Origin of the sequence: Parasaccharibacter sp. TMW2.1882, from assembly GCF_023337635.1 — a bacterium.
Classification (GTDB): Bacteria; Pseudomonadota; Alphaproteobacteria; order Acetobacterales; family Acetobacteraceae; genus Bombella; species Bombella apis.
The window spans coordinates 360142-372747 of the sequence record NZ_NWUT01000002.1 but is presented as its reverse complement, the minus strand read 5'-3'; the positions used below and the strand labels follow the sequence as shown (position 1 = coordinate 372747).

At 59.8% G+C, this 12606-nt stretch carries 11 protein-coding genes; 7 read left to right on the top strand and 4 right to left on the bottom strand.

Annotated elements, in window-relative coordinates; genetic code table 11:
* Positions 1–95: 95 nt before the first annotated feature.
* Positions 96–1055 (bottom strand): glycosyltransferase family 9 protein, encoded by a 960-nt coding sequence (locus tag CO583_RS07355; protein ID WP_248630679.1) that lies wholly within the window; start codon positions 1053–1055, stop codon positions 96–98.
* A gap of 26 nt (positions 1056–1081) precedes the next feature.
* Positions 1082–1720: a nucleotide exchange factor GrpE gene (locus CO583_RS07350; RefSeq protein ID WP_248630677.1), complete on the bottom strand. Its 639-nt coding sequence runs from the start codon at positions 1718–1720 to the stop codon at positions 1082–1084.
* Positions 1721–2087: 367 nt separating this feature from the next.
* On the opposite strand from CO583_RS07350, the gene CO583_RS07345 reads away from it, so the two are divergent.
* The 6 genes from CO583_RS07345 to CO583_RS07320 all read left to right on the top strand — a co-directional run bounded on the left by CO583_RS07345 (position 2088) and on the right by CO583_RS07320 (position 9387).
* A complete protein-coding gene (locus CO583_RS07345; protein ID WP_081562832.1) occupies positions 2088–2864 on the top strand; it encodes a response regulator transcription factor in 777 nt (258 codons plus the stop codon).
* A 59-nt stretch (positions 2865–2923) separates the two neighbouring features.
* The gene (locus CO583_RS07340; protein WP_081562831.1) at positions 2924–4672 is read left to right on the top strand and encodes a sensor histidine kinase; all 1749 of its coding nucleotides are present in this window, start codon (positions 2924–2926) and stop codon (positions 4670–4672) included.
* 96 nt (positions 4673–4768) lie between these two features.
* Positions 4769–5701, top strand: coding sequence for an RNase adapter RapZ (rapZ, locus tag CO583_RS07335; RefSeq protein ID WP_373364573.1), 933 nt, complete (start codon positions 4769–4771; stop codon positions 5699–5701).
* Between the two features lie 26 nt (positions 5702–5727).
* Positions 5728–6249 carry a Fur family transcriptional regulator gene (locus CO583_RS07330; RefSeq protein ID WP_043558441.1) on the top strand — a complete coding sequence of 174 codons (522 nt, stop codon included), beginning with the start codon at positions 5728–5730 and terminating at the stop codon, positions 6247–6249.
* Between the two features lie 191 nt (positions 6250–6440).
* Positions 6441–7841 carry a sugar porter family MFS transporter gene (locus tag CO583_RS07325; RefSeq protein ID WP_052348889.1) on the top strand — a complete coding sequence of 467 codons (1401 nt, stop codon included), beginning with the start codon at positions 6441–6443 and terminating at the stop codon, positions 7839–7841.
* Positions 7842–7956: 115 nt separating this feature from the next.
* Positions 7957–9387 (top strand): sugar porter family MFS transporter, encoded by a 1431-nt coding sequence (locus CO583_RS07320; protein ID WP_043557999.1) that lies wholly within the window; start codon positions 7957–7959, stop codon positions 9385–9387.
* A 98-nt stretch (positions 9388–9485) separates the two neighbouring features.
* Here the strand turns inward: CO583_RS07320 and CO583_RS07315 are convergent, their stop codons facing one another.
* Positions 9486–11012: a glycosyltransferase family 2 protein gene (locus CO583_RS07315; RefSeq protein WP_248630675.1), complete on the bottom strand. Its 1527-nt coding sequence runs from the start codon at positions 11010–11012 to the stop codon at positions 9486–9488.
* 30 nt (positions 11013–11042) lie between these two features.
* The gene (locus tag CO583_RS07310; protein ID WP_043558005.1) at positions 11043–12101 is read right to left on the bottom strand and encodes a quinone-dependent dihydroorotate dehydrogenase; all 1059 of its coding nucleotides are present in this window, start codon (positions 12099–12101) and stop codon (positions 11043–11045) included.
* A 139-nt stretch (positions 12102–12240) separates the two neighbouring features.
* On the opposite strand from CO583_RS07310, the gene CO583_RS07305 reads away from it, so the two are divergent.
* Entirely contained in the window at positions 12241–12522 is a 282-nt protein-coding gene (locus CO583_RS07305) for a hypothetical protein (RefSeq protein ID WP_043558447.1), read from the top strand.
* Positions 12523–12606 lie beyond the last annotated feature (84 nt).

Genomic DNA, 12606 nt, shown 5'->3' with positions numbered 1-12606 from the left:
TGCAAGCCCTAATATGCAGCCAGATGGAGGAAGGGCGGTTTTTTGCCGGTTCCTGCCAGTTTTCGGGGCAGGGTCGGCTGGTCACGTTTTGTCGATCAACCATGCCTCTGAAGCGTCAGGCGGGCCTGCATGAGGGGTCGGCCCCAGTCTTCCAGCAGTCTGAGAACCCGTTCCGGGTGCAGGGTGGAGAGGTCGGGGCAGTCCAGTACCCGGCTCTGCCCGGGCGTGATGCTGAGGGGGGCACAGCGTCTCGGGTCACTGTCGGCGGAAAAGAGGGTCAGGGTTGGGCAGTCCATCGTGGCGGCCATGTGCAGCGGGCCGGTGTCATTGCCTATGCAGAGCAGGGCACGGTGGAGCAGCCCGGCCAGAGCGGGAAGGTCCGTCCGGCCTGTCAGGTCCAGTGCCTGCGGAACCCGGGAGCGGATGATGTCTGCCAGTGGGCGGTCCGCCGTACTGCCGATGATGACGGGCTGGCAGCCCCACGTGTCGAGAGCCTGTGCCAGCGTGGCAAAATGGAGGGCAGGCCAGCGTTTCGCCGGGCGGTGTGGTGCGGCCCCGGGCACGAGCACGGCATAGGGGGCGGGCAGGTATGGGCCTCGGTTCTTGAGAAATTCCGGGACGGTACGGGGCAGGGAAGGGAGTCCAGCCGCCCGGAGCTGATCGGCCTGCCGCACGAGCGTGTGCATCTGGCGGGCCTGTGGATTGAGATGGGGCAGGCTGGCCCGCCTGTTCTGGCCGGACCAAACAGTGCCGGGGCGGACAAGATGGAAATAGCGGGCTGTCCGGCCGGAATTCTGGAGGTCAAACACCATGTCCATCTGTCGCAGGATGTGGCGGATTTTCAGCCAGTGGCGCAGATTGGTGAAGGGAGGCCGGTCATCTGTGGCGATGGCATCGAACCACGGGCAGCACGAGGCCAGATCATGATAGGGACTGGCTGTCAGGAGAGTGACATGGTCGTTGGGGAAAGCATGACGGATGGAGGCAAAGGCTCCAAACGCCTGAAAGAGATCTCCCAGAGCACCATGACGGATGATCAGTATCTTCTGCGGCATGAGGCTCCGGGTGATCGTTCCGGGAATCAGTCCTTCTTTTCGGGAGGCTGACCTGTTGAGGAAGCGTTGGAGACGATGACCATGGCTGGCTTCAGCAGGCGGTCTTTCAGCATCCATGTTGGCGTCCATGCCTGCACGACATGGTTGGGCGGAAGGTGGTCGACTTCCTGCTCCTGCATGGCCTGATGCAGGTTGGCATCAAACGGTCCGTGTGTCGGGTCCAGTCTGGTGATGCCATTCCGTTCCAGAATGGAGAGGAAGGAGCGCTCTGTCCCTTCGAATCCTTCCCGCAGGCGGGTGATCAGGGCATCCTCGCCCTCTTCATGCGGGGGCAGGGCGGACAGGCCACGGTGCAGGTTCTCGGCGGCTTCGACGACATCACGGGCGAATTTCTGAACGGCGTAATGGCGGGTGTCTTCAATCTCGCGCTTGTGGCGGGCACGGAGATTCTGGTTGTCCGCTTCGGAGCGCTTCCAGCGGTCTTCCATATCAGCCAGTTTCTCTTCAAGGGCGGCAATGCGCTCCTCGGCAGTGCCGGTCCCGGCCTGTTCTTCCGTAGCGTGAGCCTCATGCGCCTCGGCCTGGGATGCCGTGTTGTGCGGCTGGGCTTCGTGCTGTGTGGTATCGGTCTGTGGCATGTCGGTATGAGAAGTCTGTTCTGTCATATCGTGACCCTGTTTCCGTCTTCATGAGCACATTTCCTGCGGACTCGACTCACTATGCCCTTTCGGGTTTTCGTGATTGCAGCGGCAGGATGCGCTCCTTTCGTGCCTCTAGGAGATAGTGTCCCATGCGGCAAAAGCAAGGGGGGAGGTAGTGCTGGGGAAGGGTGGCGCTGAATTTTGGATGGCAGCGTAAAAAAACACAATTTACATAATGGGCTAGCGGAATTACCGGGATTCAATGTATAATGTTGTCAGAATAGTGGCATGTGTTGGCAGTCGTCTTCCTGTTAATATTTGCTGTAAACAGTCTTAACTTTGTGTTGAGATTTTTTTGTTGCTTGTTATGTTGCAAGGCACAGGAGTTTGCATGAAGAAGACCACTTTCCCTCCCGTGGTTCCGTCTCACACGGAAGAGAAACATGGTTCCAAGGCCCAGCAGGTTCCGGTCATTGCCCTGGTGGATGATGACCGGAACATTCTGACATCTGTTCAGATGACGCTGGAGGCCGAGGGTTTCACGGTTCATGTCTATACGGATGGGGAAAGTGCCCTGCAGGGTATCCTGTCCCGCTCGACATCCCTGGCGGTGCTGGATGTCAAGATGCCCCGCATGGACGGGATGGAGCTTCTGCGTCGGCTGCGCATGCGTTCGAGCAGCCTGCCTGTCATTTTCCTGACCTCCAAGGATGAAGAGATGGACCAGCTCATGGGGCTGCGCCTGGGGGCGGATGATTATATTACCAAGCCTTTTTCTGTTCGCCTGCTGGTGGAGCGGATCCGTGCCCTGCTGCGTCGGCATGAGGTCAGTCAGGCGGAAATCACGGGGGAGGCTGGGGCAAGCAGCAGCATCTTGGTCCGCGGTGCGCTGGCGCTGGATGAAGCCCGGCACCAGTGCCTCTGGAATGGTCAGGAGGTGGCGCTGACAGTTACCGAGTTTCTGCTCGTCAAGGCACTTGTCGTGCGTCCGGGGCTGGTGAAATCCCGCGACCAGCTGATTGATGCGGCTTATGGGGACAGCATTTATGTTGATGACCGTACGATCGACAGTCACATCAAACGGGTCCGCAAGAAGTTCCGTCGGGTGGATGAATGTTTCAATCATATCGAGACCCTTTACGGTGTCGGGTACCGCTATCGGGAGTGAGGTGATCCTATGGCCTGCCCTGGAGAGATCATGTCTGTCGGCACTGGCAGGGTTCCGTCATGATTACCGGGCATGACGAGCTGATAAGCCCCCTGCGGAGCACTTGGGAGTATCTGCGTGCCGTGCGGCTGCGGCGCTGGGTTTCGCCGCTGACGAGCCGGCTTCTGCTGGTCAATTTTCTGCCGCTGCTGTTCATGGGGGGGCTGCTTCTTTCCATCAATGAGGTACGCAACACGCTGCTGAATGACAGTGTGGATAGCCTGCGGGAGCAGGCCCGCATTTATGCCTCTGTTCTCCAGCAGGCGCAGAAGGTCGATCCTGAAAGCGGGGAGGTCGAGCTGGATACGAAGGTGGCCCACCTTTTTCTGGATGACATGATCCGTTTCAGCCGCAATGCGCAGGTCCGGCTTTATGCGCCCAACGGGTCCTTGCTGACAGAAAGCGCCAGGGGCGGCGTCCTGACGGCATCCGGCACCCGCTGGCAGCCGAATGTCAATGTGGTTGACCGTATTTATGGCTGGGTCCTGTCCCTGATTCCTCTCAGGACCAGAGAGGGGGATGTCCCTCTGGACAATTCGACGACATCACAGAATTTCGGGCAGGATACGGGTGAGGATGTCCATCTCAGTGCCCGGGAGGACCTGCCACCCTATATTCGGCAGACTGCCCAGCATGAGCTGGTCATGACCGTTGTGGCGCCTGTCGTGGTGAATGGGGAGACGGTCGGCGTCCTTCAGCTGACCCGTCACAATGCGGATATCGATCGGGCCATCATCAAGGTGCGATGGGTCATCGTCATCATGATGCTGATGAGCATGGGAGCTGCCGTCCTGCTGTCGTGGTATTTTGCGATGACACTGTCCCGGCCTTTGCGTCGCCTTGTCGTGCGGTCGCGGGAGATGCGTGAGCCCGGGCAGGGGCGGGTGGATGGTCTGCCCTATGCTCTGCTCAGCCGCCGGGATGAGATTGGTGAACTCGCCCGGACCCTGCGTGAGAGTGCACTGGCCCTGTGGGCCAGAATGGATGATGTGGAACGTTTTGCATCGGAAGTCAGCCACGAGCTGAAGAATCCGCTGTCTTCCATCCGCTCGGCTCTGGATACCCTGCCCCGCATTGCGGATGTTCAGGCCCGGGACCGGCTGCTTGGTATCCTCGGGCGGGATGTCCAGCGGCTGGAGCGGCTGATAGCGGACATTTCCTTTGCCAGCCGGGTTGAGGGAGAGCTCAAGCGGGGCGGGCGTGTGGTGGTTGATGTCGTGGCGCTGCTGGAGCTGTTTGTCGAGGTGAACCAGGCCACCCGCAAGGAGCATGCTGCCAGGCTGGTGCTGTCCATTCCGGAAGGGGAAGAACCCCTCAATGTGATGGTCGGGCGGGATGGGCTTGTCCAGGTCCTGCATAATCTGATCGGCAATGCGAAGTCCTTTTCCCCGCCGGATGGTATCATCCGGCTTGCTGTCCGTGTCATGAAGGGGCTGCCGAAGCTGGCCGAAGATGGCACCATCTACCCCGGTGGCCCGACCATAGAGATTGCCGTGGAGGATGACGGGCCTGGCATACCGCCTGCAAAGCTGGACAGCATATTTGAGCGCTTTTACTCGGAACGTCCCCCCGGGGAGAATTTCGGGAAGCATTCCGGCCTGGGGCTGGCCATCAGCCGGCAGATCATTCTGGCCTTCGAGGGAACCCTGCACGCAGAGAACCGGGAAGAGCTGGATCCGGAAACCCAGCAGAGCCGCATCTGTGGGGCCCGCTTTGTCATCCGTCTGCCCCGCTTTACGGCTGCGGCACTTCCGCCTGTTCCGGAGTAGGCAGGCGGGGGTCTGTTTCTTGTGGGTTGGAGACTGTGATATGCTCCACTGCGCTGGCAGTTCCGCCAGCGTGATGCAGGGAAACAGGTCATGGGTATGAGGATGCAGGGCCGGTCTTCACGGGGTATTGTTCTGGTGACGGGTCTTTCCGGCGCCGGGAAGGCCTCCATCCTTCATATGCTGGAAGACCTTGATTACGAGGTGGTGGACAATCCGCCGCTGGACCTGTTTGAGGCGCTGATTACCCGGACAGGGTCCCGTCTGGCCATCGGGGTGGACGTGCGCAGCCGGGGGTTTGATGCCCATCGGATCGTGGATTTTCTGACACTGGCCCGTCGTGAACCAGACTGTTCGGCTCAGCTGGTTTTTGCCACGGCGGATTATGATGTCCTGCTGCGCCGGTTCACCGCCACAAGGCGGCGCCATCCTCTCGCCGGGGAAGGTGGCCTGCGCCCTGCGCTGGAGCAGGAGGCCGGACTGCTGGAACCGCTGCGGGCCGTGGCTGATTTCGTGATAGATACCAGTGACCTGCCCCTGCCGGACCTGCGCCAGATGATCGAGGCCCGTTTCAGTGCCGGGGTTGGGACCATGCTGTCCGTGGCACTCATGTCTTTTGCCTATCCGGCAGGTCTGCCGCGGGAGGCAGATATCGTGCTGGATGCCCGTTTCCTGAGAAATCCGCATTATGATGAGGAGCTGCGGCCCCATACGGGGCTGGAGGCCAGCGTGGCGGAGTATGTGAAGGCGGATCCGTTCTACCAGCCTTTTTACAGCCATGTATTGGGGCTGGTGCAGACCGTGTTGCCCCGTTTTGCGCAGGAAGGGAAAAAATACGTCACCATTGCCGTTGGCTGTAGCGGGGGGCGGCATCGTTCCGTCACGGTCGTGGAGGCGTTGGCACAGGACCTGGCAGCCGACCCGATGATCGGGGAGCTTCGGGCCCCGGTGATGGTGTTGCATCGGGAGCTGGCCCGCAACGGACTGGCCTCATGCCGCTGGGCCGTGCCACCATTGGATGGTACGGCATGAAGGCGGCGCATGGGAAGCCGGACAGGATGGAGGAACCGGGCGGGCCGGCGTTCAGCCGGGATGTCATGGCCCGGCTGGAAGAGGCCACTTGCTGGTGCCGACATCACGGGCAGAAACTGACCCCGGTCCGCCGCCTGGTTCTGGGACTTGTTCTTTCGGAAACCAGACCGCTGGGCGCTTACGATATTCTTTCCCTTTTGCGGGCCTATCAGCCAAGGGCCGTGCCGCCGACCGTCTATCGGGCTCTGGATTTTCTGCTGGAGCAGGGGCTGATCCACCGGATAGAGCGCCTGAGCGCCTTTGTGGGCTGTCATCACCGGCTGGACTGTGAAGAACATTGCACGTCCCATGGTGCGTGGGGTGCCCATAGGGCCCAGTTCCTGATCTGTCGGAGCTGTGGTCAGGTGCAGGAGCTGGAGCAGGATGTTGTGGCGGCGGTGCTGTTGCAGTCTGCCCGGGGGCAGGGGTTTCGGGCTGAGGCCGCCACGGTGGAGATTGAGGGAGTCTGTGCCCGTTGCGCCGGAGAAAGGAAGGTAAGGGAAAATTAAGGCCTGCCTTGTTTTCCTGCCATGCAGACATATGGTTTGTCTTTCTGAAAGATCAGGTAGATCAGGGAGTTATGCGACCTCTCAGAACTGTGATCCTGTGGTCAGTCATGGTGCGTAGGTTAAATTGTTTTTTATGATATGGAAGATTCTCTTCAGGGAGTTTTCCCTCCAGTAATAAAGGTCCGATTGTTATGAACGGGACAGCTGAATCTCCACGGTCTGCTGTGGATCCCGCTGCCAGGCGGAGAGTGCTTTTCATCTGCATTCTTGCCTCTTTGGCGGGGCTGATGTGCGGTATGGACATCGGGGTAATTTCCGGTGTGCTGAGGCCGTTTGGTATTGAGTTCCATGCCTCCACCGTGGCGCTGGAGTGGATTGTTGGGGGTATGCTTGTCGGCGCCACGATTGGCGCCCTGACAGGGGGACAGCTGACCCAGCGTCTGGGCCGCAAATACACGCTGACGACCGCTGCGGCTTTCTTCTCCATAGGGGCGGCTGGCTGTGCGGCTTCCCAGTCCATCACCATGATGATCATCTGCCGTGTGCTGGTGGGCATGGGCATGGGCCTTTCCGACTTCTGCACGCCACTTTATCTTTCCGAGGTAGCCCGGACGGAACAGCGTGGTGCCATGGTCTCGCTGTACCAGCTGCTCAAGACGATCGGTATTTTCCTGGCCTTCTTCTCCAACAGCTGGTTCGCCCCCTCCGGTGCATGGCGCTCCATGATGGTGGTAGAGGCCGTGCCGGCTGTCGTGTTTCTGGTGATTTTCCTCTGCCTGCCGCAGAGCCCACGCTGGCTGATGCTCAAGGGCCGTGAGGAAGAGGCTCTGGAGACGATGACAAAGCTGCGTGATGCGCCGTCCCAGGCCCGGCAGGAGCTGAAGGCCATTGGCGAGCAGTTGCAGACCAAGGAAGAGGGCTGGAAGCTGCTGCGGACCAACAGCAACTACCGCCGTTCCCTCGGACTGGGCATGTTGCTGATGGTCATGCAGCAGTTCGCTGGCATCAACATCATCATGTACTACGCCCCGCGTATTCTGGAGACAGCCCATTTCAGCCTTGAGGCCCAAATGTGGTGTACGGCGCTGATCGGCCTTGTGAACGTGCTGATGACATTTGTGGCCGTTGGTTATTCCGACCGCTGGGGCCGCAAGCCGATCCTCTATGCCGGGTATGCCAGCATGGCAGCCAGCATGGCCATTCTTGCCTTCCTGCTGTGGTACGGGACGACGACCCTTGCTCTTCAGCTTCTGGCTCTTGGCATGATCATCATCTTCGTGGGTGGGTTCGCCATGTCCGCCGGGCCGCTCATGTGGGTCATCTGCTCGGAGATCCAGCCTGCCGCAGGGCGCAGCCTTGGCATCTCCATCTCTACCGGGACAAACATGCTGAGCAATCTTCTTATCGGCACGACATTCCTCAGTGTGCTGGAGCTGATTGGCGGCCCCAATACTTTCTGGCTGTTTGCCGGATTCAACGCCATCTGTGTCGTGTTACTTTATCTCTTCGTTCCAGAAACAAAGGATGTTTCGCTGGAAACTATTGAGAAGCGCCTCATGAGTGGTGTAAAACTGCGTGATCTTGGTAGTTGATTGAAGATCAGCCCTGTTCATGCACTGCCGGGCAGGAGGGACAGTCCGTCTCTTCTGCCCGGTTTCGTGTCTGGCTGGTGGGGCTGGTCTGCATCAGGGAGGTTGCGCCCTTTACATGGTAGATGAAGTTGATCCCCGTTCTGTATCCCCAGGGACAGGCGATGATGACGATGCGTCATTTTTCGATCCCACGAAATTCAAGATTCTTGTCATTGGTGGTGTTGCGGCCCTTGCGGGGCTGATGTCTGGTATTGATATCGGCGTGGTTTCCGGTGCGCTGGATCTGTTTTCCCGGGAGTTTCATCCTTCCACACTGGCGCTCTCATGGGTTGTCAGTGCCATGATGGCCGGTGCGGCCCTTGGCTCGGTGAGTGCCAGCAAGCTGGCCCAGAAGGTCGGGCGCAAGCGGGCGTTGATCTGCGGGGCCGCAGTGTTCGTGATTGGGGCACTGGGCTGCTTCCTGAGCTGGTCTGTCGCCTCCATGATCTCCTTCCGGGTGGTGATGGGCTATGCCATCGGGCTGTCCGCCTTTACGGCGCCGCTCTATCTTTCTGAAATTGCCAGTGAAGATACCCGTGGTGCGATGATCTCCACCTACCAGCTTATGCTGACGATCGGCATATTCGTGGCTTTTCTGGCTGATGCCTATTTTTCCTATCGTGGCAGCTGGCGGAGCATGTTTGCTTTTGCAGCCTTCCCGGCAACGCTGTTTCTTATCGGGGTTCTGTTCCTGCCTTACAGTCCGCACTGGCTGGTGATGAAAGGCCGCCACAAGGAGGCGCGGAGAATCCTGCTGGACCTGCGGGATGACCCGCTGGAGGCCGCCAAGGAGATTCAGGCCATCCGCCAGCAGCTGGAAACGAAGCAGGAAGGGTGGGCACTGCTGAAGCGCAACAGCAATTTCCGTCGTTCCGTGCTGCTGGGTATTGGCCTTCAGGCCATGCAGCAGCTGGCGGGCATCAATATCGTCATGTTTTATGCTCCGAAGATTCTTCAGGCTGCCCATTTTGATACACATGCGCAGGTCTGGTGTACGGCCATCATCGGGCTGGTGAACATGCTGGCCACGTTCGTGGCGGTTGGTCTGGTGGACCGCTGGGGCCGCAAGCCCATTCTTTATGTCGGTTTTGCCGTCATGGCGCTGACAATGGGGGCTCTTGCAGCCCTGTTGCATGAGGGTATGGCGGAGCAGGCTTCCCAGATGATCGCCGTGTTCGTGCTGATGGTTTTCTGCGCTGGTCATGCCATGTCGGCGGGGCCGCTCATGTGGGTGCTGTGTGCAGAGATCCAGCCCATTCAGGGGCGCAATTTCGGCATGTCTGCTTCTACCCTGATGAACTGGCTGGCCAATATGGGCGTGAGTGTCAGCTTTCTGCCGCTGATGGAGGCCTTTGGGGCCTCTGGCACGTTCTGGCTTCTGGCCGTTCTGAACTTCATTTTCATTGGTCTGACATATCTGTACGTGCCGGAGACCAAAGGCATGTCTCTGGCCAAGATTGAAGAACGGCTGATGAGTGGCGTGAAGCTGCGCAAACTTGGGCGCTGAGCCATGGCGGTCAGCCTGTCTGGCACGAAGAGAAAAAAGGCTCACCAGTCCTCTGGTGAGCCTTTTTCAATGAAGGGAATGGGCCTGCTCCCCTGTTCTTACAGGATGAAGGGGGCCAGGGCGCCCAGATGGCTGTGCAGTTCCCTGTATTGTGGCGCCTGTAAATGGAGGGCCAGAAGAGGGAGAAGCCATACGGTGGTTTCCCGGTCGATGGCTGTCAGGGTGGAAATGGTGTCCAGCGTGAAGGTTGGAGCGCCCAGAGCCATCTCCAGCAGGTTGAAGGGCGACAGGCTCAACCAGGAGGCCCCTGAGGGTGTGGTCTCCTGAGGAATGGTGATGAAACATTCCCAAAGGCTGACGGCCTGCCTGTCAGGCGCCATCGGTTCCGTGGGAGGAGAGCAGAGAAAACGTTTCTGGCCCCCATGCTGCCTCAGGGCAATGGCTGTCTGTTCGATGACAGGCAGGATGTCGTAGCGGGGCAGGCCGGTGAGGCGGCCATCATGCAGGATGAAGAAGTCCCGTATCCTGTCCTTTTCATCCAGGCCGAACAGAAAGGCGGCTTCGGGATGGATCAGGCTCTGGATCAGGAAAAGCTGGAACTCACCCCCCTGCTGCTCGGCACTGCCAAGGTCCTGGAGCAGATCATTGACGAGACCGGGATGGCGGGCATCCTTCGGATGCAGGGAAAAGACCCGGAAGCCAGCCGGATTCTGCCGGGTTGAGGGGGGAGTCAGGCCGGGGATGGGAGGGTGCTGACGCCGCATCTCTTCCAGCACGGTCATGGCCCCTGCCGTGATGACCGGCCTGACCCAGCGCAGAATGTCCGACGTCTTTTCACGGGGGACCGTGTCTTCAATGTCGTTCCATTGGGCCAGCTGGTGGTCTGAAAGGGTGAGCTGGAGGTCTTTGCGGTTGAGGACCCGTTTGACGAACTGTTCCAGACTGCGCCGCTGGAAATGCATCAGGCTGGCAACAGCCCAGTCAGGATACCCTACCGTAATGCCGGGTACGGCAGACCAGGCAACAGGCGCACCGGATGAGGTGACATAACGCCCTTCAGCCAGCGCAAAATAATGGACATTGACCCATTTGCCTTTCTTCCAGCAATGAGGGCGGATGAAGCTCTTTACATGCCGGTTGATGGCCTCTCCCGCCGTGCTGTGGCGGCTGAAACTGTGGAAAGGCGGCAGGCTGGGGGTCGTGATGTGATTGTCATGGCCATAAACCTGCCAGTGCAGGGCTACTGCACCGGCATCGGCAGGCAATGATTCCAGAAATTCCGGCAGGGTTTCGTGGGCGTACAGCCTGACATATTCGTCCGTATCCAGAAAACCCACCCAGTCGTAAGACTGTTCATCCATGGCAATGGCCGACAGGGCATCAAGATAGACCTGTCTCTGGCGCTCTGCATGGTCCTGGCTGGACAGGTCAAGGCTGTGCTCACGGATATGGAAAAGGCGCACATCCCAGTGCAGGCTGGCGGCCGTGATGAGATCCCTCGTGCCATCATCTGAATCATCATCAAACAGGATGAAACTGTCCACACCGAGGAGGGCATGCCAGGCCAGCCAGTACAGTATGTCGTGTGCTTCGTTTTTGACGATGCCGACCAGAGCAGTCTTCATGGTGCTACGTGGCCCCTGCGTTACGGTGATTCAGCGCCGGAGAGAGGCGAGGGTGCGGATGCCGGAGCGGCTCATCTCGTGCAGCAGCTCCTGCTTCAGCCGGGTGAGGACGGCGGGCCCTTCGTAGATGAAGGCCGTGTAGACCTGTACGAGGTCCGCCCCCATTTTCAGACGCTCGAGAATGTCTTTTCCGGTTTCGATGCCGCCGGAAGAAACGAGGCAGAGGCGGCCATTGTTCAGGTCGCTCACGAGCTGGAGCACATGGCGGGCCCGTTCGGCCAGTGGCGCACCGGAGAGGCCTCCGGCCTCCTCACGGTGAGGGTCCGTCAGGCTGGCGGGACGGGCCAGCGTGGTGTTGGTGAGAATGAGACCATCAGCGCCACCGTCCAGTGCCGTCTGGAGGATGGGGCCATAGGCGTCATCTTCAAGATCAGGGGCAAGCTTCACCAGCAAAGGGGGGCGGTCGGGATGGGCGGTCTGTATGGCATCCAGCAGGCGGGCCAGCATGTCGGTAGCCTGAAGGTCCCGCAGGCCGGGGGTGTTGGGGGAGGAGAGGTTGATGGTGATATAATCGGCGTAGGATTTCGTCCGGCCTACCAGGGCGGGGTAGTCCACAAGCGGGTCTGCCCCTGTCTTGTTGATGCCCAGATTGATACCCAGCGGAACACCGGCGGCTTTTACGGTGCCATTCCCGTCCGGGCGGAAAAGGGGTGTCAGGTTCTGGCAGAACCGGTCAATCCCACAGCTGTTGAAGCCCATGCGGTTGATGATGGCGTGGTCATCGACCAGACGGAACAGGCGGGGCCGGGGATTGCCCGGCTGGGGCCGGGGTGTGACCGTGCCGGTCTCCACAAAGCCGAAGCCGAGTCTGGCCAGCCCCCGCACGGCCCGGGCATTCTTGTCGAACCCTGCTGCAAGGCCGATCGGGTTGGGGAAGGAAAGACCCAGAGCTTCCGTCCGGAGGGCCGAATGATCGGGTTTGCCGCGACCGGCGAGGCCGTGGGCAATGCTGTGGATGGCAAGCTCATGTGCAGTTTCAGGGTTGAGACGGCGCAGAAGCCACGTGGCTGTTTTTCCGATATCGAGCATTCACTCTTCCCTTACTGACAGTTAAGAACCTTTCAGAACGCATGGTCGTTCTTGTCAAGACAATTTGCGGTATTGATGACTGTTGTGTGGCTTTGCAGAGAGGGAGTTGCGCCATGTCGATGAAACGGGAGCCGGAGCCATGAGCTGGGATGACCTGTACCTGGAAACCTGCTGCCGTTCGGCCCTGCACCGGCTTGTGCTGAGCGGTGAAACGGGCCGCCCGGTCGGCCCCCCGCCGGAAGGGCGGATGCCCGATTTCCGGGCCCCTCTCAAGGACCGGTCCTGCCTGCTGCGGCTGGCTGGCATGGGGCTGGCCCGGCAGAGGGATGACGGACGTTTTGAGGTCACACCGGCTGGGGAACAGCGTCATGACCGGGAGATTCTTTCCATGAGGCGGGCCCGGCGGCGCAGGCAGGGGTGAGGCAGCCGCCATTTGCGCTTTGAAGGCCGTAACTGTAAAATCCCGCCCCGGTCTGCTCCACGAAAACCTGACAGGTATCCCGTA